At 73.9% G+C, this 24,443-nt stretch carries 29 protein-coding genes; 26 read left to right on the top strand and 3 right to left on the bottom strand.

Features of this window, described 5'->3' with window-relative positions; translation table 11 throughout:
- Position 1 precedes the first annotated feature (1 nt).
- The 6 genes from J2S66_RS26850 to J2S66_RS26825 all read left to right on the top strand — a co-directional run bounded on the left by J2S66_RS26850 (position 2) and on the right by J2S66_RS26825 (position 4,481).
- The gene (locus J2S66_RS26850) at positions 2-808 is read left to right on the top strand and encodes a thioesterase family protein (protein ID WP_310310057.1); all 807 of its coding nucleotides are present in this window, start codon (positions 2-4) and stop codon (positions 806-808) included.
- Between the two features lie 72 nt (positions 809-880).
- Positions 881-1,693 (top strand): pyrroline-5-carboxylate reductase, encoded by an 813-nt coding sequence (gene proC / locus J2S66_RS26845; protein ID WP_306743788.1) that lies wholly within the window; start codon positions 881-883, stop codon positions 1,691-1,693.
- A 120-nt stretch (positions 1,694-1,813) separates the two neighbouring features.
- Positions 1,814-2,017 (top strand): helix-turn-helix domain-containing protein, encoded by a 204-nt coding sequence (locus J2S66_RS26840; RefSeq protein ID WP_033428478.1) that lies wholly within the window; start codon positions 1,814-1,816, stop codon positions 2,015-2,017.
- Between the two features lie 125 nt (positions 2,018-2,142).
- A complete protein-coding gene (locus J2S66_RS26835) occupies positions 2,143-2,244 on the top strand; it encodes a 30S ribosomal protein bS22 (protein WP_015105422.1) in 102 nt (33 codons plus the stop codon).
- 208 nt (positions 2,245-2,452) lie between these two features.
- On the top strand, positions 2,453-3,490 hold the full coding sequence (locus J2S66_RS26830) for an NAD-dependent epimerase/dehydratase family protein (protein WP_310310056.1): 1,038 nt from the start codon (positions 2,453-2,455) through the stop codon (positions 3,488-3,490).
- A 22-nt stretch (positions 3,491-3,512) separates the two neighbouring features.
- The gene (locus J2S66_RS26825; protein ID WP_310310055.1) at positions 3,513-4,481 is read left to right on the top strand and encodes a lysophospholipid acyltransferase family protein; all 969 of its coding nucleotides are present in this window, start codon (positions 3,513-3,515) and stop codon (positions 4,479-4,481) included.
- A 53-nt stretch (positions 4,482-4,534) separates the two neighbouring features.
- On the opposite strand, the gene J2S66_RS26820 is transcribed toward J2S66_RS26825, so the two are convergent.
- The 3 genes from J2S66_RS26820 to J2S66_RS26810 all read right to left on the bottom strand — a co-directional run bounded on the left by J2S66_RS26820 (position 4,535) and on the right by J2S66_RS26810 (position 7,327).
- Positions 4,535-5,425 carry an HAD family hydrolase gene (locus J2S66_RS26820; protein ID WP_306743785.1) on the bottom strand — a complete coding sequence of 297 codons (891 nt, stop codon included), beginning with the start codon at positions 5,423-5,425 and terminating at the stop codon, positions 4,535-4,537.
- A 39-nt stretch (positions 5,426-5,464) separates the two neighbouring features.
- Entirely contained in the window at positions 5,465-6,589 is a 1,125-nt protein-coding gene (locus tag J2S66_RS26815; RefSeq protein ID WP_310310054.1) for a DUF5667 domain-containing protein, read from the bottom strand.
- Positions 6,590-6,673: 84 nt separating this feature from the next.
- Positions 6,674-7,327: a sigma-70 family RNA polymerase sigma factor gene (locus J2S66_RS26810; protein ID WP_310310053.1), complete on the bottom strand. Its 654-nt coding sequence runs from the start codon at positions 7,325-7,327 to the stop codon at positions 6,674-6,676.
- Between the two features lie 150 nt (positions 7,328-7,477).
- Between J2S66_RS26810 and J2S66_RS26805 the strand changes: the two genes are divergently transcribed.
- The 20 genes from J2S66_RS26805 to J2S66_RS26710 all read left to right on the top strand — a co-directional run bounded on the left by J2S66_RS26805 (position 7,478) and on the right by J2S66_RS26710 (position 24,415).
- Positions 7,478-8,983 (top strand): AMP-binding protein, encoded by a 1,506-nt coding sequence (locus tag J2S66_RS26805; protein WP_310310052.1) that lies wholly within the window; start codon positions 7,478-7,480, stop codon positions 8,981-8,983.
- A gap of 35 nt (positions 8,984-9,018) precedes the next feature.
- Complete coding sequence (locus J2S66_RS26800; protein WP_310310051.1) at positions 9,019-9,255, top strand: glutaredoxin family protein; 237 nt, start codon at positions 9,019-9,021, stop codon at positions 9,253-9,255.
- A 103-nt stretch (positions 9,256-9,358) separates the two neighbouring features.
- Positions 9,359-10,939: a molybdopterin-dependent oxidoreductase gene (locus J2S66_RS26795; protein WP_310310050.1), complete on the top strand. Its 1,581-nt coding sequence runs from the start codon at positions 9,359-9,361 to the stop codon at positions 10,937-10,939.
- A 78-nt stretch (positions 10,940-11,017) separates the two neighbouring features.
- Positions 11,018-11,686 carry a fasciclin domain-containing protein gene (locus J2S66_RS26790; RefSeq protein WP_310310049.1) on the top strand — a complete coding sequence of 223 codons (669 nt, stop codon included), beginning with the start codon at positions 11,018-11,020 and terminating at the stop codon, positions 11,684-11,686.
- Positions 11,687-12,045: 359 nt separating this feature from the next.
- Positions 12,046-12,816, top strand: coding sequence for a redox-sensing transcriptional repressor Rex (locus J2S66_RS26785; protein WP_310310048.1), 771 nt, complete (start codon positions 12,046-12,048; stop codon positions 12,814-12,816).
- Between the two features lie 34 nt (positions 12,817-12,850).
- Positions 12,851-14,173, top strand: a complete 1,323-nt coding sequence (locus J2S66_RS26780; RefSeq protein WP_310310047.1) for a glutamyl-tRNA reductase — start codon at positions 12,851-12,853, stop codon at positions 14,171-14,173.
- Complete coding sequence (gene hemC / locus J2S66_RS26775) at positions 14,170-15,111, top strand: hydroxymethylbilane synthase (RefSeq protein WP_310310046.1); 942 nt, start codon at positions 14,170-14,172, stop codon at positions 15,109-15,111. Before J2S66_RS26780 ends, hemC begins: the two co-directional genes overlap by 4 nt.
- A 14-nt stretch (positions 15,112-15,125) precedes the next feature.
- Positions 15,126-16,658 carry a bifunctional uroporphyrinogen-III C-methyltransferase/uroporphyrinogen-III synthase gene (locus J2S66_RS26770; protein WP_306743775.1) on the top strand — a complete coding sequence of 511 codons (1,533 nt, stop codon included), beginning with the start codon at positions 15,126-15,128 and terminating at the stop codon, positions 16,656-16,658.
- An 82-nt stretch (positions 16,659-16,740) separates the two neighbouring features.
- A complete protein-coding gene (gene hemB / locus J2S66_RS26765; protein ID WP_310310045.1) occupies positions 16,741-17,718 on the top strand; it encodes a porphobilinogen synthase in 978 nt (325 codons plus the stop codon).
- Positions 17,715-18,302: a hypothetical protein gene (locus J2S66_RS26760; protein ID WP_310310044.1), complete on the top strand. Its 588-nt coding sequence runs from the start codon at positions 17,715-17,717 to the stop codon at positions 18,300-18,302. Before hemB ends, J2S66_RS26760 begins: the two co-directional genes overlap by 4 nt.
- Before the next feature lie 43 nt (positions 18,303-18,345).
- Positions 18,346-18,954 (top strand): hypothetical protein, encoded by a 609-nt coding sequence (locus J2S66_RS26755; RefSeq protein ID WP_310310043.1) that lies wholly within the window; start codon positions 18,346-18,348, stop codon positions 18,952-18,954.
- A gap of 78 nt (positions 18,955-19,032) precedes the next feature.
- A complete protein-coding gene (locus tag J2S66_RS26750; protein WP_310310042.1) occupies positions 19,033-19,536 on the top strand; it encodes a hypothetical protein in 504 nt (167 codons plus the stop codon).
- Positions 19,533-19,949, top strand: a complete 417-nt coding sequence (locus J2S66_RS26745; protein ID WP_310310041.1) for a hypothetical protein — start codon at positions 19,533-19,535, stop codon at positions 19,947-19,949. Before J2S66_RS26750 ends, J2S66_RS26745 begins: the two co-directional genes overlap by 4 nt.
- A 15-nt stretch (positions 19,950-19,964) precedes the next feature.
- Positions 19,965-20,561 carry a hypothetical protein gene (locus J2S66_RS26740; protein WP_310310040.1) on the top strand — a complete coding sequence of 199 codons (597 nt, stop codon included), beginning with the start codon at positions 19,965-19,967 and terminating at the stop codon, positions 20,559-20,561.
- Entirely contained in the window at positions 20,558-21,076 is a 519-nt protein-coding gene (locus J2S66_RS26735) for a hypothetical protein (protein WP_310310039.1), read from the top strand. Before J2S66_RS26740 ends, J2S66_RS26735 begins: the two co-directional genes overlap by 4 nt.
- The gene (gene mce1N / locus J2S66_RS26730) at positions 21,077-21,517 is read left to right on the top strand and encodes a transport-regulating membrane protein Mce1N (protein WP_310310038.1); all 441 of its coding nucleotides are present in this window, start codon (positions 21,077-21,079) and stop codon (positions 21,515-21,517) included. It abuts the gene before it with no gap.
- Positions 21,518-21,529: 12 nt separating this feature from the next.
- Positions 21,530-21,904 carry a hypothetical protein gene (locus J2S66_RS26725; protein WP_310310037.1) on the top strand — a complete coding sequence of 125 codons (375 nt, stop codon included), beginning with the start codon at positions 21,530-21,532 and terminating at the stop codon, positions 21,902-21,904.
- 11 nt (positions 21,905-21,915) lie between these two features.
- Positions 21,916-23,220 (top strand): glutamate-1-semialdehyde 2,1-aminomutase, encoded by a 1,305-nt coding sequence (gene hemL, locus J2S66_RS26720; RefSeq protein WP_310310036.1) that lies wholly within the window; start codon positions 21,916-21,918, stop codon positions 23,218-23,220.
- Complete coding sequence (locus J2S66_RS26715; RefSeq protein ID WP_310310035.1) at positions 23,217-23,843, top strand: histidine phosphatase family protein; 627 nt, start codon at positions 23,217-23,219, stop codon at positions 23,841-23,843. The genes hemL and J2S66_RS26715 overlap by 4 nt, the downstream gene beginning before the upstream one ends.
- Entirely contained in the window at positions 23,840-24,415 is a 576-nt protein-coding gene (locus tag J2S66_RS26710) for a TlpA disulfide reductase family protein (protein ID WP_306743763.1), read from the top strand. The genes J2S66_RS26715 and J2S66_RS26710 overlap by 4 nt, the downstream gene beginning before the upstream one ends.
- The last annotated feature ends 28 nt before the right edge of the window (positions 24,416-24,443 follow it).

Raw genomic sequence — 24,443 nt, 5'->3', positions numbered from 1 at the left:
CGTGCCGTTCTCGGTAGCCAGTGCCGTCCGCCCGCTCGGCGACGGCACGTTCACCGCCGCCCTGCCCGCCGCGTGGACCGTGGGGCCCAAGCCGCACGGCGGGTTCCTGCTCGCCCTGGTGGCCCGTGCGGCGGTGCACGCGGCCGGTGTCGCCGTGCCCGCCGCGGAGGGCCTCGCGCCGCTGGCGGTGAGCGCCCAGTTCCTGCGCGCCCCCGAGGTGGGGCCGGTGCTGATCAGGACCGACGTGCGCAAGGCCGGGCGCACCGCGACCGTGGTGACGGCGGTGCTGGAGCAGCGCGGGCGCGGGTGCGTCGAGGCGTCGGTGACGGTCGGCCGGCTGCCCGCCGAGCGACCCGGGTACACCGACCTGCCGGACATGCCCGCCGCGCCACCCGCGAACGCCGTCGACCTGGCCTCCCTCGGGCCCGGCGGCGTCTACAAGCTCGGCGGCGTGTGCGACGTGCGGTTGGACCAGGAGGGCGCGGGCTTCCTCAACGGCCGGACCGGCGACCCGCTGGTGCTGCGCCTGTGGGCCAAGCCGCACGGCGAGCGCCCCGACCCGTACTTCGCGCTGCTGGCGGGTGACATCTCGATGCCGGTCACCTTCAACCTCGGCCGGTTCGGCTGGTCGCCGACGGTCCAGCTGACGGCCCTGCTGCGCGCCGAACCGGCCCCGGGCTGGCTGCGCCTGCGGGTGTCGTGCAGCGCGGTGCACGGCCAGTGGTTCGACGAGGACGCCGTGGTGGTGGACTCGACGGGGCGGCTGGTGTGCCAGGCGCGCCAGCTCGCCCTCACCCCGGCGGGCTGACCCCGACGCCCCGACGGGCCGGGCCGCCGGCGGTCCGGTCCGCGGTTGCGGGCGCGTGGCAGGCTAGGCGGCATGACGACCATCGCCGTGCTGGGCGCCGGCAAGATCGGGGAGGCGCTGCTCTCCGGCCTGCTCCAGGGTGGCCGCGAGGCCGACGAGCTGCTGTTCACCGAGAAGCACCCGGACCGGTCCGCCGCGCTCACCGCGCAGTACGGGATCGAGGGCCTGGACGTGGCGGGCGCCGCGCAGCGGGCCGACGTGCTCGTGGTCGCGGTCAAGCCGCAGGACATCGAGCCGCTGCTGGACGAGCTGGCGCCCGCCCTCAAGCCCGGCACGCTGGTCGTGTCGCTGTGCGCGGGTCTGCCGACGACCCTGTTCGAGCGCCGCCTGCCCGACAGCACCCCGGTGGTCCGGGTGATGCCCAACACACCCATGGTGGTCGGCGAGGCCATGAGCGCGGTCTCCGCGGGCCGGTACGCCACCGGGGAGCACCTCGACCTCGTCGAGGAGCTGCTGAGCACCGTGGGCCGGGTCGCCCGCGTCCCGGAGAGCCAGCAGGACGCCGTCACCGCGCTGTCCGGCTCGGGTCCCGCGTACTTCTTCTACCTGGTCGAGGCCATGATCGACGCGGGCATCCTGCTGGGCATCCCGCGCGACCTCGCCAGCAGCCTGATCATCCAGTCGGCGGTCGGCGCGGCCACCATGCTGAGCGAGGGCGGGCAGCACCCGACGATCCTGCGCGAGGCCGTCACGTCGCCCGCCGGCACCACCATCATGGCCATCCGGGAGCTGGAGCGGCACGGCGTGCGCGCCGCCATGCTGGCCGCCCTGGAGGCCGCCCGGGACCGCTCCGTGGAGCTGGGGCGCGCCCACGAGGTGGACTGATCCGGCCATTGGCCGTCGCACCAGTCCCACGAGTCCCGTTACTCTCGGGGGAGCACGTGCGTGTCGAACCGTCGGTGGGGAAGCCGACGGCACGACGCGTGTCGAAGGACGCGGTGATCCATGCCTGCGGAGGAGAAGTCGCTCGGCCAAGTCAAGTTCCTGACGGTCGCCGAGGTCGCGCTAGTGATGCGCGTGTCGAAGATGACGGTGTACCGCCTGGTGCACTCGGGAGAGCTCACGGCGGTGCGCGTGGGCAAGTCGTTCAGAGTTCCGGAAAAAGCGGTCGACGAGTACCTGCGCAACGCCTACTTCGACGCCGGGTGAGAGCCCGCGGAGGCCGCCGGGTAAACTCATAGGCCGTTCGTGCCTGGTGTCGGCGCGCCCACTTGACGGGTGTCTCCACCGGCGCGTGGAGACAACCGACGTCGAGTAGTAGAAGAGGGACCCGCATGGGCTCGGTCATCAAGAAGCGCCGCAAGCGCATGTCGAAGAAGAAGCACCGCAAGCTGCTTCGCAAGACCCGGGTGCAGCGCAGGAAGCGCGGCAAGTAACCCCAGCGGGTTCTCGGACACCGCCAGTCCCCGGCCACGTGCCGCGGGACCGGCGGTGTCGCCGTTTCCGGGCACCTCGCGTCACCCCGCCGTTCGGGTGAATCGCGCGGAAGCTCCGGTGACCTGCGTCAAGGCGCCGCCCCGCCGGCGTTCGCGCCGCGCGGAACGGGGCTAGCATCGTCGCCAGTCCCCCCGCAGATGGAGTCGCATGGCGCCCAGGGTCGTCCTCGTCACCGGATGCAGCCGCTTCCTCGGCGGCCACCTCGCCGCGCGCTTCGCGGCGAACCCGGAGGTCGAACGCGTGATCGGCGTCGACACCGAGCCGCCGCCGCGCGACGTGCTGCGCCGCATGGGCCGCGCGGAGTTCGTGCGCGCCGACATCCGCAACCCGCTCATCGCGAAGGTCATCGCCACCGCGCAGGTCGACACGGTCGTCCACGCGTCGCTGACCGCGAACCCGGCCGGGCCGACCGGCCGCACCGCGATGAAGGAGATGAACGTCATCGGCACGATGCAGCTGCTGGCCGCCTGCCAGAAGTCGCCGCACGTGCGCAAGCTCGTCGTGAAGTCGACCAGCGCGGTGTACGGGTCCAGCTCGCGCGACCCGGCCGTGTTCACCGAGGACATGGGTCCCAAGGACCTGCCCTCCAGCGGGTACGCCAAGGACGCGGTCGAGGTCGAGGGCTACGTGCGGAGCTTCGCGCGCCGCCGCCCGGACGTGTCGGTCACGGCGCTGCGGTTCACGAACTTCATCGGTCCCCGCATCGACACCGTGCTGACCAGGTACTTCGCCCTGCCGGTCGTGCCGACGGTGCTGGGCTACGACGCGCGGGTGCAGCTGCTGCACTCCGAGGACGCCCTGGCGGTCCTGGAGCGCGCCACCCTGCGCGAGCTGCCCGGCGTCTACAACGTGGGCGGCGACGGCGTGCTGCTGCTGTCCCAGGCCATCAGGCGGGCCGGGCGGGTGAACCTGCGCGTGCCGAGCCCGGCGGTGCCCTCGGTGGGGCGGCTGTTCCGCGGCGCGCGGCTGGTGGACTTCTCGCCGGACCAGATGCGGTTCCTCAACTGGGGCCGCGTGGTGGACACGACGCTGCTGAAGACCGAGTTCGGCTTCACGCCGAGGTGGACCACCCGCCAGGCGTTCGACGACTACGTGAGCGGCCGGGCGTTGTCGCCGGTCATCGACCCGGAACTGGTGGCGTCCGTCGAGCGCGGTGTGCTCGGTGTGGCCGCCAGGTTCCGGTAGCGGTTCTGGAGAGGAGGCGGGTGTGGCGGAGGCACGGGTCATCCCCCTGCACGGCGGGGACCGGGCCGACCGGCGACCGGACGGGGAACCGGGTGGCGCGGAACCGGGCGGCACGGTGACGCCGCTGCCGACCCCGGAGCGGCGGCCGGCGGACTGGGAGCGGCGGCTGGCGGACCTGCTGGCCTTCGCGCGCCGCCGCGTGCGGGGCGACTACGAGGTCGACGAGTTCGGCTTCGACCGCGACCTGACCGACGCGGTGCTGATGCCGCCGCTGAGGCCGCTGTACGAGAAGTGGTTCCGGGTGGAGGCGATCGGCCTGCACAACGTGCCGGCCGAGGGCGGCGCGCTGATCGTCGCCAACCACTCCGGCACGCTGCCGCTGGACGCGCTGATGACGGCGTTCGCGCTGCGCAACGACCACCCGGGGCACCGGCACCTGCGGATGCTCGGCGCGGACCTGGTGTTCAAGACGCCCGTGCTGGGCGCGCTGGCCCGCAAGTCCGGGCAGACGCTCGCCTGCAACCCGGACGCCGAGCGGCTGCTGACCTCCGGCGAGCTGGTCGGCGTGTGGCCCGAGGGGTTCAAGGGCATCGGCAAGCCGTTCAAGGACCGCTACAAGCTCCAGCGGTTCGGGCGTGGCGGGTTCGTGTCGGCGGCACTGGACACCGGCGTGCCGATCATCCCCTGCTCGATCGTGGGCGCCGAGGAGATCTACCCGAAGATCGGCGACATCAAGGCGCTGGCCAGGCTGTTCGGGTTCCCCTACTTCCCGGTGACGCCGTTCTTCCCGCTGCTGGGGCCGCTGGGCGCGATCCCGCTGCCGTCGAAGTGGTACATCGAGTTCGGCGAGCCGATCCGGACCGACGTGCACGGCGAGCACGCGGCGGACGACCCGATGCTCGTGTTCAACCTGACCGACCAGGTCCGGGAGACGATCCAGCAGACCCTCTACCGGCTGCTCGCGCAGCGCCGGAACGTGTTCCTGGGCTGACCGCCGAGGGGAGGACCGCAGACGGGAGGGACCGCAGACGGGGAGCGGTCCGCTCAGCGCAGGCGGCGGCGGTAGGCCATGGTGGCCGCCACGGCCCCGGCGAGCGCGCCCGCGCCCAGCACGGAGGGCACGCCGATCCTCGCCGCCTTGCGGCCGGTGCGGAAGTCGCGGATCTCCCAGCCCCGCTTGCGAGCGGTCTCGCGCAGGCCCGAGTCCGGGTTCACGGCCACCGCGGTGCCGACCACCGACAGCATCGGCACGTCGTTGACCGAGTCCGAGTAGGCGGTGCAGCGGCGCAGGTCGAGGCCCTCCTTGGCGGCCAGGGCGCGCACGGCGTGCGCCTTGGCCCGGCCGTGCAGGAGGTCGCCGACCAGCCGGCCCGTGTAGACGCCGTCGGAGCTCTCGGACACCGTCCCGAGCGCGCCGGTGAGGCCGAGCCGGCGGGCGATGATCTGGGCCAGCTCGACCGGCGTGGCGGTGACCAGCCACACGCGCTGGCCGGCGTCCAGGTGCATCTGGGCGAGCGCCTGCGTGCCGGTCCAGATCCGGTCGGCCATCAGCTCGTCGTAGATCTCCTCGCCGAGCGAGACGATCTCGGCGACCGACCGGCCCGCGACGAACGACAGGGCCTGCTCGCGCGACGCCGCCACGCTCTGCGGGTCCTCCCGGCCGCCGACCCGGAACTTGAGCTGCTGCCAGGCGAAGCCCGCGAGGTCGGAGTTCCTGAAGTACTTGCGGGCCGCCAGGCCGCGGGCGAAGTGGAAGATCGACGCGCCCATCATCATCGTGTTGTCGACGTCGAAGAAGGCGGCGGCGGTCAGGTCGGTGGACGCGCTCCCGGACGGGCCGACGTCGGCCAGCGCGGCCTCGGCCGACGCCTCGCCGGCCAGCGCGGCGAGCCTCTCCCGCTCGGCCGAGCCCTCCACCACACGCCTTATCACCACGTCAGCGCCTCCCGCGGTCCGATGGGCACAGGGTAGCGATCAGCCGCCCAGGCCGGGCAGCGGCAGCGACGGGAGCGTCAGGGTGGGCAGCGGCAGCAGCGGTCCGGGCGTGGTGGTGACCGGCGGGAGGGGCAGCGGCAGCGGCGCGGTCGGCGTGGCGCCCGGCGCGGGGGTCGCGGTGCCGGGCTGCTCCGGTGCGGTCCGGCCGGGCTCGCCGTCGGGCGCGGTGGGCGGGACGACCGCCGCGGACCCGGGCGGTGCGGTGGGCGCGACCGTCGTCGGCGCGGTCGTGCCCACCGGGGCCGGCGACGCGGCGCAGTCGTCCCGGGCGGGCAGCGGACCCACCTGGTCGACCTCGCCGGACGCGACCGCGGTGCACCCCGCGCGGGCGCGCAGCGCGACCGCGCGCTCGGCGATCCGGTCGAGCAGGTCCCGGGACTCGTCGGCGCGCGGCGCGGCCCCGGCGGGCAGCGACCCCAGCAGCCCGGCGAGCCGGTCGGACTGGGTCGAGGCCCAGTCGCGGAGCCCGTCGAGCGCGCCCTGGTCCGAGTCCGCCCCGAGCGCGGTCAGCACGCGGGAACCGGCCGCGGCGTCGGCGTCGAAGTCGGCCAGCGCGGTCAGGTACGCCCCGAGCGGTCCGCCGCCGGACTCGCGGTAGCGGTCGACGAGCGTCTCCAGCTCGTCGAGGCGCGCGGCGGCGAACTCCAGGCGCTTGTGGCCCTTCGGCTCCTCGCCGAAGGTCAGGCCGAGCGAGGCGGACTCGGCGGTCCGCTTCACCCCGTAGAGGGCGTCACCGGGCAGCGCGTCGCGGCTCAGCAGGAGGCTCATCCCGGCGAGCGAGAACACGAGGCACAGCGCGGCGACCAGTGCGACCGCCAAGCGGCCGCGCGCACCGGCGCGGTGCGGGCGGACGACGTCGACCCGGGCGGGCGGCGGGGGGCTCGCGCCGAGGACGCGCTCGCGCATCCTGGCCCTGGTCTCCTCGTCGGGCCCGGAGGTGACTGCGGCTTTCCGCAGCAGGGCCACGACGGCCAGCTCGTCGGCGAACGCCTCGTCCTCGTCCCGCGCCTCGCCGGGGCGTTCGTCCCCGAGGTGCGCGTCGACGGCGCGGGCGAACTGCTCGCGCTGCCTGTGACGCCACAACGGCGTGATCCCTCTGCCCACCATCCCGCACCGTCCGAGCGATCCTGCAACGGCTAACGAACCGGGCGGTCCCGGGTTACGCGTGCCGGTGCGGTGCGGTGGTCATCATCGCAGCCAGTTCGGCAGCAGTTGGGCCAACCGGCGCACCGCGCGGTGCTGCAGGGCCTTGACGGCGCCCTCGTTGCGGCCCATCCTCGCGGCCGTCTCGGCGACGGACAAGCCCTGGATGAAGCGCAGGGTGATGCATTCCCGCTGGTCGTCACCCAGCTGGGCGACGCAGCGGAGCAGTTCGGCGTTGGCCGCGCCGGTCAGCACCTCCTGCTCCGGCCCGTCCGCGACCTCGCGGTTGTCGGTCAGCTCGGCCGTGGTCACCTCCAGCCGGTAGCGGCTGGACTTCACGTGGTCGAAGACGATGTTGCGGGCGATGGTGACGAACCAGGCGCCCACGTCGCGGCCCTGGTAGCTGATGGAGCGGATGCCGCGCAGGGCGCGCAGGAAGGTCTCGCTGGTCACGTCCTCGGCGAACGTCCGGTCGCCCACGCGGAACAGCACGTACCGGTACACCACGTCCACGTACCGGTCGTAGAGCGCGCCGAACGCGCCCGTGTCGCCGTCCTGCGCGGCACGGACGAGGTCCCACGGCTCCTCGGCCGCGTTGCTCCCCACGCTGTCGATCGTGCTGGACTGCCCTCCCGCGCTCCACCGTGAGCGGAGCGTCCGGTTGGTTCGGACGGGGTTCTCGCGTGCCCGTGCGGTCATCGGCCCGCGGCACCTCCACAGCGTCGCCGTGCCGGCAGCATACGTCTTGTTACTCCGTAGTAGGTAACGGTCGGCGGGGTCCGGCCTGCGATGCGGGTGGCGGCACTGCGCGCCGCCGTCCGCACGTGACAGACTGCGCTGAGGTACGCCGTGGTTCCCCAGGAGGTCGAGTTGGCCGCTTCCGCCCGCAACGTCGCCGACCTGGTTCGCGCCTCCGCGCACCGTGGACCCAAGCACGTCGCACTGGTCGATGTCACGACTGCGAACAGCGTCACCTGGGCGGAGCTGGACGCCGCCGTGGACGCCGAGGCGCACCGGTTGGTCCGAGCGGGTGTCGAGCCCGGCGACCGGGTGGTCGTGCGGATGCCCACCGGCCCCGCGTTCTGCGTCGCCGTGTTCGGCGTGCTGCGCGCCGGCGGCGTCGTGGTGCCCGCCGGTCCGGGCCAGCCCGCCCGCGAGCTCCAGCGCCTCGTGGCCGACAGCGGCGCGCGGCTGCTGATCGGCGACGGCGGCGGCAGCGACGCCGAGGTGCTGCCCGAGCCGACCCCGGAGCCCACCGGGGAGGCCCGCGCGGAGGAGTTCGCCGCGATCGGCTCCGGCGAGGACCTGGCCGTCCTCGGCTACACCTCCGGCACGTCCGGTTCGCCGCGCGGCGCGATGCTGTCGCACCGGGCGCTGCTGGCCAACGTCGAGCAGTGCGCGGCCCTGCGGCCCGCCCCGGTCACCGCGGGCGACCGGGTGCTGCTCGCGCTGCCCCTGTTCCACGTCTACGGCCTCGGCCCCGGCCTGTTCCAGGTGGCGGGCGCGGGCGCGACGGCCGTGCTGCTGGAGCGGTTCGACCCCGACCAGGCGCTCACCGCCATCCGCGAGCACCGGGTGACCACGCTCGTCGGCGTCCCCCCGATGTACTCGGCGATCCTGGCCCAGCCCGCCGAGCGGCTCCGCGAGGACCTCGCGACCGTCCGGTTGTTCACCTCCGGCGCCGCACCGCTCGCGCCCGGCGTGCTCGACGCCGTGCGCGGGGTCGTCGGCCTGCCCGTCTACGAGGGCTACGGCCTCACCGAGACCGGCCCGGTGCTCACCAGCACCCTCGCCGGCGGGACGCCCAAGCCCGGCTCGGTCGGCCGCGCGCTGCCCGGCGTGCAGGTGCGGCTGGTCGACACCGACGGCCGCCCGCTCGACCTGGACGAGGACGAGCCCGGCACCGGCCTGGTCGCCGCGAAGGGCGACAACCTGTTCAGCGGCTACTGGCCCGACGGGGCGCACGGCCCGGACGCCGACGGCTGGTTCCGCACCGGTGACGTCGGCTACCTCGACGAGGACGGCGACCTGCACCTGGTGGACCGGGCGGGCGACCTGATCATCGTCAACGGCTTCAACGTCTACCCGCACGAGGTCGAGCAGGTGGTGGGCGAGCTGGACGGGGTGGCCGAGGCGGCGGCGGTCGGCGTGCCCGACGAGCGCACCGGCGAGTCGGTGAAGGTCGTGCTGGTGCGCGTCGAGGGCAGCGGGCTGACCGAGGACGAGGTGCGGGAGCACTGCGCGGCGCGGCTGGCGAAGTTCAAGGTGCCGACCGTGGTGGAGTTCGCCGACGCCCTGCCGCACTCGCCGACCGGGAAGCTGGCCCGGGCCCGGCTGCGGCTGCCCCTGTCCTGACGGGGCCGCCGCCGGCGGGGCTCTAGCCTGGACGCGTGAGCCACCACGTCACGTTGATGAGCCGGGTCGACTGCCACGCCTGCGAGCGGGCCAGGGCGGACCTGGAGCGGATCTGCGGTGAGCTGGGCGTCCCCTGGGACGTCCGGGACGTCGACGCCGACCGCGAGCTGCGCGCCGAGTACGGCGACCGGGTGCCGGTGATCCTGGTCGACGGCGAGGAGCACGGGTACTGGTCGGTCGAGGAGGACCGGCTGCGGGCGGCGCTCGCCTGAACGCGCGCCGACCCGCCCGGGACCGACCCAGCTGGGTGGGGCCCGGTTACCGGCCCCTTACGGTTTCGGTGAACCGGTCGGGCGCGGGTGTCGAATACCTCCCATGAAGCGCTGGACCGCCGCACTCGTCGGACTGCTCGGAGTGGCCGCCGCACTGGCGGCCGGACACCTGGTCGCGGCGCTGGTGGGACCGCCGTCGTCGCCGTTCCTCGCGGTCGGCAACACGGCGATCGACTTCACGCCGAGCCCGGTCAAGGACTTCGCCGTCCGCACGTTCGGCACGTACGACAAGCTCGTGCTGCTGCTCGGCATGGCGCTGGTCCTGCTGGTCGCGGCGCTGGTGGCGGGCCTGCTGTCGCGCCGCTCCCCGCTGCCCGGCACGGTGCTCGCGGTCGTGCTGGGCCTGCTCGGCGTCGCGGCGGTGGTGTACCGGCCGGACCTGGGGCAGCTGGGCGTCCTGGCACCGATCGCGAGCCTGGTGGTGGGCGTCGCGGTGTTCCGCGCCCTGCACGCCCGCGCCCTGCGCGCCTCCGCCGGACCCGGACCCGATGCGCCCGACGCCGACGCGCCCGACGCCGACGCGCCCGACACCGACGCGCGCCGCGCCGGCGTCGACTCCGAGGGCAGGCGGCGGTTCCTCATCGCCTCGGGCGCCACGGCGGTCGGCGCGGCCGTCGCGGGCGCGGGCGGGCAGCTCCTGGCCACCCGCGTGGACGTGGAGGCGTCGCGCCGCGCCGTCGGCGACCTCACCCCCGCCCGGCCGGCCCCGCCGATCCCCGCCACCGCCGACTTCGCCGGTGAGGGCACGCCGAGCTTCATCACCCCCAACCGGGACTTCTACCGCGTCGACACCGCCCTGAGCGTCCCGCGCGTGCGCGCCGAGGACTGGGTGCTGCGCGTGCACGGCATGGTCGACCGCGAGCTGAACCTCCGCTACGACGACCTGCGCCGCCGCGACCTGGTCGAGCGCACGATCACGATGACCTGCGTGTCCAACGAGGTCGGCGGCCCGTACGTGTCCACCGCGAACTTCGTCGGCGTCCCGCTGCGCGACGTGCTGCGGGAGGCGGGCGTGCGGGACGGCGCCGACCAGCTGCTCTCCACCAGCGCCGACGGCTGGACCGCGGGCAGCCCGGTCGACGTCGTGATGGAGGAGGACCGCGGCGCGCTCGTCGCCCTCGCCATGAACGGCGAGCCGCTGCCCCTGGAGCACGGGTTCCCGGCCCGCCTCGTCGTGCCCGGCCTCTACGGCTACGTGTCGGCCACCAAGTGGGTCGTCGACCTGGAGCTGACCACGTTCGCCGCCCGGAAGGCGTACTGGCTGGAGCGCGGCTGGGGCGAGCGGGGGCCGATCAAGGTCATGTCCCGCATCGACAGCCCCAAGGGCCTCTCCACGGTCACCGGCAGGGCCGTGGTCACCGGCGTGGCCTGGGCGCAGCCCACGGGCGTCGGCAAGGTCGAGCTGCGCTCCGACGGCGGGCCGTGGCAGACCGCGCAGCTGGCGGAGGAGGTCAACGGCTCGACCTGGCGGATGTGGCGGGCCGAGCTGGACCTGCCGCCGGGCGGTCACCTGGTCGAGGTGCGCGCCACGGACGCGGACGGTGTCACGCAGCCGCAGGCGCGCGTGGCCCCCGTTCCCGACGGCGCGACCGGCTGGCACTCGGTTTTTTTCACGATCGAGTGATTCGGTCGAACCGGATCGGCGAGTGGTTCGAACGTCTTAGTGACTACCGAACCCGGTAAAAACGAGGAGTGATCCGCTGTGCGGAACCCCAAGCTCGCCATGATCGGTGCCATCGCCGCCGCCGCCCTGTCGGTCACCGCCTGCGGCAGCGGCGACACCGCGTCCTCCGGCACCAGCAGCGCCGCCGCCGAGACGACCACCACGATGGCCCCCAGCTCGTCCGCCCCGATGGCCTCGGGCGGCGACGGCGTCACGCAGACCACGGACGTGTTCGGCGCCGGCTGCGCGCAGGTGCCCAGCGACCCGGCGGACAAGGGCTCGCTGCAGGGCATGGTGTCCGACCCGGTCGCCACCGCCGCGTCCAACAACCCGCTGCTCACCAAGCTGGTGGCGGCCGTGCAGGCCGCGGGCCTGGTCGACACCCTCAACTCGCAGGAGGCGATCACCGTCTTCGCGCCGGCCGACCCGGCGTTCGCCGCGCTGGGGGACGCGAAGTTCGCGGAGCTGGCGGGCCAGCCGGCCGTGCTGGGCGACATCCTGAAGTACCACGTCGTGGGCAAGCGCTACGACGCCAAGGGCCTGGAGTCCGCGGGCTCCGTCGACTCGCTCCAGGGCAAGCAGCTCACCATCGCCGGCACCGGCGACGCGATGACCGTCAACGGCGCCCCGGTGCTGTGCGGCAACATCCCGACCGCGAACGCCACCGTGTTCGTCATCGGCGAGGTGCTGACCCCGCCGGCCGCCTGACCGGCAGCGGACCAGGTGGGAGCGGCCCGGCGGATCGGGCCGCTCCCACCGCCCCACCCCGGTCGGATTCCGCACCGCGCATTTCGCGCGGCGGATTTTCCGACGGGCCGTAGGAATGACATCGGGAATTCACCCGAAGGCGAGCCGCGTCCCCCGTATCCGCGGGGAGGCGCGGCTCACCTGTTTTCGGCAGGGGGGTGCCGGCGGTCGGGTGACACGTCCTCCGCGAGGGTGACGCAGACGACAGCGGTCCCGTCCGCCAACTTTGTGCAAGCGTTCACAAGCGGTACGGTGGTCGCATCACCCCGCTGGTGGCGGTGCCCGGCGGGTCGGTGCGACGGATGTCGAGGAGTCTCAGCGTGGCGGATCGGCGGGGGCAGGGTGACGGTGTCGTGACCAGCCCGAAGGCGACCGCTCCCGAGACGACCGCCGAGGTCCGCGAACGCGCCCGGGCCATCCCCGAGGCGGCGGTCGCGCGGCTCGCGGTCTACCTCCGGGTGCTGTCCGGGATGGTCGAGCAGCAGGTGACGACCATCTCCAGCGAGGAACTCGCGGGCGCGGCCGGGGTGAACTCGGCGAAGCTCCGCAAGGACCTCTCCTACATCGGCTCGTACGGCACGCGCGGCGTCGGCTACGACGTCGAGGTGCTCGTGAGCCACATCGAGCGCATCCTCGGCCTCACCCGCAAGCACTCCGTTGCGGTCGTCGGGATCGGTAATCTTGGTCACGCGCTCGCGAATTACGGCGGTTTTCCCAGCCGCGGTTTCCCGGTCGCCGCGCTGTTCGACATCGACCCGGATCTCACGGGAGTGCCGGTAGGCGGCATACCCGTCCACCACATCGACGACATCACGTCCGTCTGCGCCGAGCGCGAGGTGTCGATCGGCGTCATCGCGACACCGCCGCAGGCCGCTCAGGCCGTCTGCGACCGTTTGGTATCGGCGGGTGTTCAGTGCATCCTGAACTTCGCACCCGTCGTGCTCCAGGTCCCGGACTACGTCGAGGTGCGCAAGGTCGACCTGGCGGTCGAGATGCAGATCCTGTCGTTCCACGTCGCGCGGCGGGCGGACGAGGCCGCCGGTGACGTGGTCAACGGCGTGGGAGTGGACGGGGTGGTGATTCGCCCGTGATCGTGCGGGTAGCGAGCCGGCCGGTGGTGGCCGCATGAGCGTGCTCGTCGTCGGTCTGTCCCACCGGACCACCCCCGTCCCCGTGCTGGAGCGCGTCGCGGTCGCCGACGCGGACCGCGCCAAGGTCCTCGACCGGCTCCTCCGGTCGCCCAGCGTGTCCGAGGCCGTGCTGCTCTCGACCTGCAACCGGGTCGAGGTCTACGCGGTCGTCGAGACCTTCCACGGCGGCATGAACGAGGTCGTCGAGGTGCTCGCCGAGCAGGCGGGCGCCGACCCCGGCGACCTGTTCGACCACCTCTACGTGCACTACGCCGCCGCCGCGGTCGAGCACCTGTTCTCCGTGGCGGGCGGCCTCGACTCCATGGTCGTCGGCGAGGCCCAGATCCTGGGCCAGCTGCGCGGCTCCTACAACACCGCCGACGAGGCGGGCGTGGTCGGGCGCACGCTGCACGAGCTGGTCCAGCACGCCCTGCGGGTCGGCAAGCGCATCCACACCGACACCGGCATCGACCACGCGGGCTCGTCCGTCGTGTCCGAGGCCCTCGGCGAGGCCGCGGGCGTCCTCGGGAGCCTGACCGGCCGCAAGGCCGTCATCGTGGGCGCCGGCTCGATGGGCGGCCTGGCCGCCGCGCACCTGCGCCGCGCCGGCATCGGCGAGGTCGCCATCGCCAACCGCACCGCCGCCAACGGCGAGCGGCTGGCCGGCGCCCTGCGCGCGGACGGCGTGGCCGCCCGCTCCACCGACCTGGCCCACCTGGTCGACGAGATCACCGGCGCGGACGTGCTGTTCGCCTGCACCGGCTCCGTCGACACGGTCGTGGGCGCCGAGCTGATCGGCGACCGCGAACCCGGCAAGCCGCTGGTCGTCTGCGACCTCGGCCTGCCCAAGGACGTCGACCCCGCCGCGACGCTGCTCGACAACGTCCGCGTGGTCGACCTGGAGACCCTCCAGCGCAGGCTGTCCGACGCCCCGACCGGGCAGGACGCGCTGCGCGCGGCGGAGATCGTGGCCGAGGAGGTCCGCGCCTACCTGGCGGGGCAGCGCTCGGCCGGGGTCACGCCCACCGTGACGGCACTGCGCAAGCGCGCCGCCGAGGTCGTCGACGCCGAGCTGCTGCGACTGGACTCGCGGCTGCCCGAGCTGGACGGCGCGGTGCGCGACGAACTGGCGAAGACCGTGCGCCGGGTCGTGGACAAGCTCCTGCACACCCCCACCGTGCGGGTGAAGGAGCTGGCCGCGGCACCGGGGGGCGCCGGTTACGCCGAGGCGCTGCGCGAGCTGTTCGGGCTCGACCCGCAGGCGCCGTCCGCCGTCAGCACACCCCATTCGACGCAACCCAAAGGTGAGAAGCGGTGAACCGCACCCTGAGGATCGGCACCCGCGGCAGCGCCCTCGCGCTCGCGCAGACCGGCCACGTGGCCGACGCGCTGCGCGCGGCGGGAGCCGACGTGGAGATCATCACCGTCTCGACGCCCGGTGACCGCTCGCACGCGCCCATCGCCGAGATCGGCATCGGCGTGTTCACCTCGGCGCTGCGCGACGCGCTCGCCGACGGTGAGGTCGACATCGCCGTGCACTCGTACAAGGACCTGCCCACGGCGCCCGACCCGCGCCTGTCGCTGGCCGCCGTGCCGCCCCGCGAGGACCCGCGCGACGCGCTCGTCGCCCGCGACGGACTGACCCTGGGTGAGCTGCCGCAGGGCGCGCGGGTGGGCACCGGCTCGCCGCGCCGCGCCGCGCAGCTGGAGGCGCTGGGCCTGGGCGTCGAGGTCGTCGCGATCCGCGGCAACGTCGACAGCCGCATCCGCAAGGTCGTCGACGGCGAGCTGGACGCCGTCGTGCTGGCCCGCGCGGGCCTCTCCCGACTCGGCCGCACGGCCGAGATCACCGAGACGCTGGAGCCCATCCAGATGCTCCCCGCGCCCGCGCAGGGCGCCCTCGCAGTGGAGTGCCGGGTCGACGACGTCGACACCGAACACCTCCTCCAGTCCACTCTGGACGACTCGGCCAGTCGGGCCGCTGTCGCCTCCGAGCGCGCCCTGTTGGCCGCGCTGGAGGCGGGTTGCAGCGCGCCGGTCGGCGCACTGGCCGATGTGGTGGAAGACCTCGACGACGCAGGGGAAGAGGTTCTCCGCCTGTCCCTGCGCGGGGTCATGGCGACGGAGGACGGCGACCTCCTCCGTGCGTCTGCCACCGGTGACTTGACCGCAGCAGAGGAACTCGGCCGCGCGCTGGCCGCCGAGTTGCTCGACCTCTCCGGCCACGCCACCGCGTCGCCGGCGGGGCGTAGTTGATGGGGAGTTCCCTGATGACCCGCGCGCGCAAGACCCCCGGCCGAGTCGCCTTCGTGGGCTCCGGCCCCGGCGACACCGGGCTGCTCACGGTTCGGGCCCGCGACCTGCTCGCCAAGGCGGAGCTCGTGGTGACCGACCCGGACGTACCGGGCGAGGTGGTGGCGCTGGTACCGGACGGCGTCGAGGTCCGCCCCGCCGTGGGCGACCCCGCCGACGTGGCGAAGGACCTGGTCGCCGAGGCGAAGAACGGCCACGCCGTGGTGCGCCTGGTGGCGGGTGACCCGCTGACCCAGGACTCGGTGGTCAAGGAGGCGCAGGCCGTCTCCAAGACCACGATCGCGTTCGACGTCGTCCCCGGCGTCCCCGGCGGCACGGCCGTGCCCGCCTACGCGGGCGTGGCGCTCGGCGCCGTGCACACCGAGGCCGACGTCCGGGGCGTGACCGACTGGGCGAGCCTCGCGGCCGCGCCCGGCACGCTCGTGCTGCACGCCACCGGCGGCCACCTGGCCGAGGCGGCGTCCTCGCTGGTCGAGCACGGCCTCGCGCCGCAGACGCCGGTCGCGGTGACCGCCGACGGCACCGGCTTCGGCCAGCGCACCGTCGACACCACGCTGGCCTCGCTGGCCGCCGACGCCGGCGACCTGGGCGGCCCGCTGGTCGTCACGGTCGGCGCGGGCGTGGCCGGCCGGCCGAAGCTGTCCTGGTGGGAGTCGCGGGCGCTGTACGGCTGGCGCGTGCTCGTGCCGCGGACGAAGGAGCAGGCGGGCGCGATGAGCGACCGGCTGCACTCGCACGGCGCGATCCCGGTGGAGGTGCCCACCATCTCGGTGGAGCCGCCGCGCAGCCCGGCGCAGATGGAGCGCTCGGTCAAGGGCCTGGTCGACGGCCGCTACCAGTGGGTGGTGTTCACCTCGACCAACGCCGTGCGCGCCGTGTGGGAGAAGTTCCGCGAGTTCGGCCTGGACGCCCGCGCGTTCTCCGGCGTCAAGATCGCCTGCGTGGGCGAGTCCACGGCGGCGAAGGTGCGCTCGTTCGGCATCATCCCCGAGCTGGTGCCGTCCGGCGAGCAGTCGTCCGAGGGCCTGCTGGCCGACTTCCCGCCGTACGACGACATCCTCGACCCGGTGGACCGCGTGCTGCTGCCGCGGGCCGACATCGCCACCGAGACCCTGGCGGCCGGCTTGCGCGAGCGCGGCTGGGAGATCGACGACGTGACGGCCTACCGGACCGTCCGGGCCGCCCCGCCGCCCGCGGACACCCGCGAGATGATCAAGTCCGGCGGGTTCGACGCGGTGTGCTTCACCTCGTCGTCCACGGTCCGGAACCTGGTCGGCATCGCGGGCAAGCCGCACGCCCGCACGCTGGTGGCGTGCATCGGGCCGCAGACGGCGGAGACGGCGCGCGAGTTCGGCCTGCGGGTCGACGTGCAGCCCGAGGACGCCAACGTGCCCGCCCTGGTGGACGCGCTGGCCCAGCACGCGGCGCGGCTGCGCGCGGAAGGGGCGCTGCCGCCCCCGCGCAAGACCAAGCGACTGCGCCGTTCCTGAAGAAGCTCTGGTAGTTCGAAGCAGTGCGGTCGGGGCCACCTTCGCGTGGCCCCGACGCGTTTTCCGACGAGGGAGTGCCACCGTGTTCCCAGCCCACCGGCCCCGCAGGCTGCGCACCACGCCCGCCATGCGGCGCCTGGTCAGCGAGACGACCGTCCGGCCGCGCCAGCTCGTGCTGCCGATGTTCGTCAAGGAGGGCGCGGAGCGGCCCGCCGAGATCGCCAGCATGCCCGGCGTGCGCCAGCACACCCGCGAGTCGCTGGTGAAGGCGGCCGTGGAGGCGGTGGAGGCGGGCGTCGGCGGCATCATGCTGTTCGGCGTCCCGGCGGAGCGCGACGCGGTCGGGTCCGGCGCGACCGACCCGGACGGCATCCTCAACGCCGCCCTGCGCGACCTGCGCTCGGAGCTGGGCGACAGCACCGTGCTGATGTCGGACTGCTGCCTGGACGAGTTCACCGACCACGGCCACTGCGGCCTGCTCACCCCGGACGGCGCCGTGGACAACGACGCCACGCTGGAGGTCTACGGCGAGATGGCCGTGGCCCAGGCCGAGGCGGGAGCCCACGTGGTCGGCCCCAGCGGCATGATGGACGGCCAGATCGGGGTCGTCCGGGCCGCGCTGGACGAGGCCGGGCACACCGACACCGGTGTCCTCGCCTACAGCGCCAAGTACGCCTCCGCGCTGTACGGGCCGTTCCGCGACGCGGTGGAGTCGCAGCTCCAGGGCGACCGCAAGACCTACCAGCAGGACCCGGCGAACGTCCGCGAGTCGCTGCGCGAGGTCGCGCTCGACCTCGCCGAGGGCGCCGACATGGTCATGGTGAAGCCCGCGCTGCCGTACCTGGACGTGCTGGCCGCCGTGGCGCAGGTCTCGGACGTGCCGGTCGCGGCGTACCAGATCTCCGGCGAGTACGCGATGGTCGAGGCGGCGGCGCGCAACGGCTGGATCGACCGCGAGCGCACCGTGCTGGAGATGCTGACCTCCATCCGCCGCGCGGGCGCGGACGTGGTGCTCACCTACTGGGCGGTCGAGGCCGCGGGTTGGCTGGACCGCGGATGACCGAGCCGGGGAAGACCGGACCGCGCACGACCGGACCCGGTGCGCCGGCGGGCAAGCGCGCCAAGCCGGCCAAGCCCGTCCCGCCGAAGCGCGTCGACCTGGCGCGGTGGCTGTTCATCCTCGCCGCCGTCGTCGGCATGGCGCGGTTCGTCGTGCAGCTCGGCGACCGGGAGATGCTGATCGGCGAGCTGCGCGCCCGCCAGCCCGGTCTCGGGCAGGACGAGCTGGACGCGGCCGCGACCGGCGGCATCGTGTTCGGCCTGCTGCTGGTGGCCGGCGTGTTGCTGTTGTACGTCCTGCTGGCGAACAAGGTGGCGGCCGGCCGGAACTGGGCGCGGGTCGTGCTGACCCTGCTCGCGGCGGGCGGCGCGTTCCTCGGGATCGTGCGGCTGCTGGCCGTGGTGACCGGTGTCGCGGCGGCGTTCGGCCTGGCGGTCAACCCCGTTGACCTGGTCTTCGGCGTCGTCACGATGATCATCGACGCGGTCGCCGTGGTGCTGGTGTTCTCACCATCAGTTTCCGGGCACTTCAGATCAGTGCGCTCGGTCAGTGCAAAGCCACCCCAGGTAGCTAACGGATTGTGATTTCAGGTCGACTGGGGCCCCGCGCACTCCTACGGTCCGTCGCATGACCACTCCGAACGACCCCTACAACCAGGGCAACCCCCAGCAGGGCGGCTACCCGCAGCAGGGTGGCTACCCGCAGGGTGGCCAGCCCCAAGGCGGCTACCCCCAGCAGGGCGGCTACCAGCCGGCGCCGCCGCTGAGCCACGGCGAGATGGCGGCTCCGGCGCGCCCGAAGTCCGTCGACACCGCGTACCTGCTGTGGCTGGTCGCGGCCGGCCTGGGCATCCTCGGCAGCCTCATCGGCTTCGCCACCGCCCAGGCGATCGCGGAGGAGACCGCCAGGTCCCTCAACGTGGACCCGGCCCTCATCGGCGACGCGTCGCCGAGCTACGGCAGCATCATCTTCAGCCTGGTCATCGCCGTGCTGTGGATCGTCGTGGTGATGCAGATGCGCAAGGGCGCCAACTGGGCCCGCATCCTGCTGACCGTCCTCGGCGGCCTCGCGGTGCTGTTCGGCCTCCTCGGCCTGCTCGCGATCGGCATCCTGTTCGCGGTCGGCTTCCTGGGCGCGATCCAGGCGCTGCTGAACCTGGTGCAGCTCGCGGCGATCGTCGGCGGCATCATCTTCATGTACAAGGCCGACGCGAACCACTACTTCAAGGCCAGCTGACGGCCGAGGTCACGGGTCCGCTGCCCACCGCCTGTCGCGGTGGACAGCGGGCCGTGGCCGCCCCTAGCGTTCTCCCACGTGACGACTCCTCAGGACGACAACGACCCGGTCCGGCCGATGCCCGCCTGGGAGCCCGCGGGCCCCGCCGAGCCCGCCGAGCCGCGCGAGGTCCGCACGTCGTTCTGGCTGTGGATCGCCGGCGCCGTGCTCCTGGCGCTGTCCTCGCTGCTGGTGCTGACCCAGCAGGACGCCGCCGTCGAGGCGGCCCGCAACAGCCCCGGTGGCACGCAGGGCCTCACCGAGGAGCAGTTCCAGGCCGCGGTCAAGGCGACCCTGGTGCTCGTGACGGGCGTCGGCGTCGTGCTCGGCCTGCTCATGGCCTTCTTCGCCTTCCGGCTGCGCGCCGGCCGCACCTGGGCCCGCGTCGCGCTGACCGTCCTGGGCGCCGTGGTCTTCGTCTACCACCTCATCGGGTTCTCGCTGGTCGGACTGCTCATCGTGCTGGTCGTGGGCGCGGCGATCGTGACGCTGTACCTGCCGAACTCGAAGGCCTACTTCGACTCCCTCAAGCGCGCCGGGTGAGCGGGCCACCGTCCCGGGTCGCGCCACCCCCGGTCGTGCGCGCGGCGACCGCCGTGTGGTTCGCGCTGGGCGCCTTCCTGCTGCTGGAGAACGCGGTGCTGTGGCTGCGCCGCGACGAGTTCGAGCGGGCCGCGGCGCGCGCGGGCGACGACCCGGCGCTGGTCGGCGGCATCTTCGTGCAGCTGACCGCCGTGGCGCTGCTGTTCGGCGTCGGGTACGTCGGCGGCGGCCTGCTGCTGCGGCGCGGCAGGCGGTGGGCGCGGGGGGTGCTGACGGTGGTGGCCGCGCTGCACGTGCTGTGGATCGTGCTGCCCGGCGCGACCGCGGTGAACCTGGTGACCCTGCTGCTCATCACGGTCGGTTTGGCCCTCACGTGGCTGCGCGGTACGGCACAGTGGGTGCGGCAGCACTAGCCGCGGAGGCCGCCCATGCCCGACCCCGGTCCTTTCGAGTCCCCGTACCACCACGTCACCCTGCCCGGTCAGGCCGCCCACGAGGCGCCGCCGGGCTACCCGGGGTGGGTCGGGCCGATGCCCGCGGCCGTCGAGCAGGGGGCCGCGCCGACCCGCCCGGCGACGCTCACCGCCGCGTCCTGGTCGTGGCTCGCCGCCACGGCGCTGTTCGTCCTCGGGCTGCCCGCGCTGCTCTACACCGGGGCGGACGCGCTGGCCGACGACATCCTGGCGGACTCCCAGGCCACCGGCGACCCGCTGACCCGGGCCGAGGCCGAGGTGGGGGCGCGGTTCACGCCGGTGCTGTTCGGGCTGGGGTTCGCGGTGCTGTCCACGCCGTTCGTCGTCGCCGCGCTGAAGCTGCGGTCGGGGCGGGAGTGGGCGCGCGTCCTGCTGGCCGTGCTGGGCGCGATCGGCTTCGTGGTCGGGCTCTTCGCGCTGTTCGCCCTGCCCCACGCGCACTCGTCCGCCGGCCTGGTCTGGGCACTGGCTTTCGCCGGGACCACCACGGCGGGCATGGTGTCGATGTTCCTGCCCGCGTCCACCGCGTTCACGAGGTCGGTGCCGAGATGACCCAACCGCCGTTCGACCCGTACGGCACGCCGATGCGGCCGGTGCACCAGCCGCAGGCGGGACCGCTGCCCGGCTACCCCGGCCAGATGCGCGGCGTGGACCAGTTCACGACCGCGCTCGTGCGGCCCGGCGCGGTCCTGGTGGCGTTCGTGTTCTGGGTCCTCGCGTCGCTGTCGTGGCCGGTCGGCACGGTCGTGCGGTTCATCGCCGAGGAGGGCGGGCTGGTCAGCACCGGGTCCGTGCTGACCCTGTTCGGCACGGGCTGCCTCGCCATCGGCGGGGTGCTCGGCTCGGTGGCGTTCGTGCGGGGCGGCTACCACGCGCGGCTGGCGCTGTGCGGCGGGGCGTTCGTGATCGGCATCCTGGCCGTCGCGGCGGTGGTCGTGGGGGCGCGCGAGGGCCTGGAGCCCGCCTCGTGGGTGGTGGTCGTGCTGCGGCTGCTGCTGCCCGCGGTGGCGGCCGTGTTCAGCTTCCTGCCGGGCACCCGGCACTACTTCGCGGGGAACCTCGGGTAGGTGGAGCAGCCGACCGTGTACGCCGAGAACGGCGCGTCGTGGTGGCCCCTGCTGTGGGGGCCGGTGTTCGCCCTGGTCGGACTGGGCGTGGAGGGCCTGACCGGCGCGTTCCGCCCGGTCCTGTGGTCGCTGGTGGCGGTGGCCCTGTTCCTGCCGACGCTGCTGTGGGTGCAGGGCAGGCGGCGGCTGTACGCGGTCCGGCTCACCCCGGTGGCCCTGCACGTGGGTCGCGAGGAGCTCCAGGTCCGCGACGTGGCCGAGGTGGAGGGCGTGGAACCGCGCGCGGGCTCGACCGTGCTGGGCGGTGGCTGGTCGTTGCCGCGCGGCACGGAGGCGGTGCCGGTGAGGCTGGTCGACGGCACGGTGGTGACCGCCTGGGCGCGGGACGCCGACGCGCTGCGCGCCGCGCTGGCCAGGCTGCTCGCCACGCGCGGGTCGTGAGAAGCTGACCGCGTGACCGCGACCACCGTGGAGACCGAGCCGGCCCCCGCCGGACCCCGGCTGAACCAGCCCCGACGCGCGTTCGCCGCCGCCGGCGAGGTGGTGCTGGCGGTCCTGCTGGTGGCGCTCGCGGTGTGGTGCTGGCAGCGCGGCATCCTGCGCTACAGCTACCCGGTGCCCGACGGCCCGCCGCTGGAGTCCACCCGGATGAAGGGCAACTGGGTCGGCGCGGCGGCCGGGCTGGTCCTGGTGGCCGGCGTGCTGCTGCTCGACGCGGTGCGCCAGACCGTGCTCGCGGTGCGCACGAAGGCGTCGGAGCGGAACGGGCGCGCAGTGGGCGACCGGGATCACGACGGCTGGGAACAGGGCGCCGAACGGGACGTGTGAGACTGGACGGCGTGACAGCGACGCGATCCCAGGAACTGTTCGAGCGCGCGACGGCGGTGATCCCCGGTGGCGTGAACTCCCCGGTCCGGGCCTTCCACTCGGTCGGCGGCACGCCCAGGTTCATGGTGCGCGGCGAGGGTCCGCACCTGTGGGACGCCGACGGCAACCGGTACGTCGACCTGGTGTCGTCCTGGGGTCCGATGATCCTCGGCCACGCCCACCCCGACGTGGTGGAGGCCGTCCGGTCGGCGGCCGTGGGCGGCCTGTCGTTCGGCACGCCCACCGAGGGCGAGATCGAGCTGGCCGAGGAGATCATCGGCCGCGTCGCGCCGGTGGAACGGGTGCGCCTGGTCAACTCCGGCACCGAGGCCACGATGAGCGCGATCCGCCTCGCCCGCGGTTTCACCGGGCGGCGGAAGGTCGTGAAGTTCGCCGGCTGCTACCACGGGCACGTGGACGCGCTGCTCGCCCAGGCCGGGTCCGGCGTCGCCACGCTCGGCCTGCCCACCTCGCCCGGCGTCACGGGCGCGCAGGCCGCCGACACGATCGTGCTGCCGTTCGACGACCTGGAGGCCGTGCGCGCGGCGTTCGCCGAGAACCCCGGCGAGATCGCCTGCGTCATCACCGAGGCCGCCGCGGGCAACATGGGCGCCATCGCGCCGAAGCACAACGCCGGGCTCAAGGCGCTGTGCGAGGAGAACGGCGCGCTGCTGGTCATGGACGAGGTCATGACGGGCTTCCGCGTCTCGCGCGCCGGCTGGTACGGCCTGGAGGGCGTCGCGGGCGACCTCTACACGTTCGGCAAGGTCATGTCCGGCGGCCTGCCGGCGGCGGCGTTCGGCGGGCGGGCGGACGTGATGGCGAAGCTCGCCCCGGCCGGGCCCGTCTACCAGGCGGGCACGCTGTCGGGGAACCCGGTGGCGGTGGCCGCGGGCCTGGCCACGCTGCGCGCCGCGACCGACGACGTCTACCGCGCGCTCGACGCGAACGCGACCAGGTTGGGCGGGCTGTTCACCGCCGCGCTCACCGAAGCGGGCGTGGCGCACCGCGTGCAGTTCGCCGGCAACCTGGTCAGCGTGTTCTTCACCGCCGACGAGGTCACCGACTACGCGGGCGCGCAGGCCGCCGAGACGTGGCGCTTCCCGCCGTTCTTCCACGCCCTGCTGGAGCGCGGGGTGTACCCGCCGCCCAGCGCGTTCGAGGCGTGGTTCGTCAACGCGGCCATGACCGAGCGGGACTTCGACGTGATCGCCGAAGCCCTGCCGCACGCCGCCCGTGCCGCGGCAGGGGCAGTCCACGAGGAGTCCGCGAAGTGAAGACCGTCGTCCACCTGCTGCGGCACGGTGAGGTGCACAACCCGACCGGCGTCCTCTACGGCCGCATCCCCGGCTTCATGCTCTCCGAGCGGGGCCAGAAGCAGGCGCTGACCGTGGCCGAGCACCTGCGCGACCACGACATCGCGCACGTCGTGGCGTCCCCGCTCGACCGGGCGCAGCAGACCGCGTCGCCGATCGCCGACTCGCACCGGCTGGAGCTGGCCACCGACGAGCGGTTGATCGAGGCGGACAACAAGTTCGAGGGCATGAAGGTCTCGGTCGGCGACGGCGCGCTGCGCTCGCCCGAGCACTGGCCGAAGCTGGTCAACCCGTTCCGCCCCTCGTGGGGCGAGCCGTACATCGAGATCGCGCACCGCATGCTCGGCGCGGTGCAGCGGGCGCGGGCGACGGCCGAGGGCCACGAGGCGGTGTGCGTGTCGCACCAGCTGCCGATCTGGACGCTGCGGCGGTTCCTGGAGGGCAAGCGGATGTGGCACGACCCGCGCCGCCGCGAGTGCTCGCTCGCGTCGCTGACCTCGCTGGTGTTCGACGGCGAGCAGCTGGTCCGCGTGGTCTACACCGAGCCGGCGGGCGCGACGAACCCGCGGGTGACCGGGGCATGAGGGCGCTCGCCGCGGCCGTGGCGGCGCTGCTGCTGCTCTCCGGGTGCAGCACGGGCGACGACGCGGTCGCCACGGGCGGCGAGTTCCAACTGGTCGCGCCCAACGGCGAGACGAAGCTGCGCTGGGACGGCGACGAGCGCAAGAAGGTCGTGGGCCTGACCGGGCCGAGCCTGATGGAGGACGGTGCGACCGTCTCGCTCGACGACTACGCGGGCAAGGTCGTCGTGGTCAACATCTGGGGCGCGTGGTGCCCGCCGTGCCGCACCGAGGCGCCCGAGCTCCAGAAGGTGCAGGACGAGGCCGGGCCGCTGGGCGTGCAGGTGCTGGGCGTGGACGTGAAGGAGACGTCGACCGAGCTGCCGCGCGACTTCATCGCCAACCGGCAGCTGACCTACCCGTCGATCTACGACGAGTCGGGGCGGGCGATGCTGTCGTTCAAGGGCCTGCCGCCCAACGCCGTGCCGTCCACGTTCGTGCTGGACAGGCAGCACCGGGTCGCGGCCGCGTTCCTGGGCGGCGTGATCGCCACCGACCTGCTGCCGATCGTGGAGGACCTGGCCGCCGAGGCGTGACGCCCCGCCGTCACCGCCGGACCTCAGG

The organism is Saccharothrix longispora, from assembly GCF_031455225.1.
GTDB classification, from domain to species: domain Bacteria; phylum Actinomycetota; class Actinomycetes; order Mycobacteriales; family Pseudonocardiaceae; genus Actinosynnema; species Actinosynnema longispora.
Note: the sequence above shows the minus strand (reverse complement) of the source record. Positions and strands in the feature narration are given on the sequence as shown.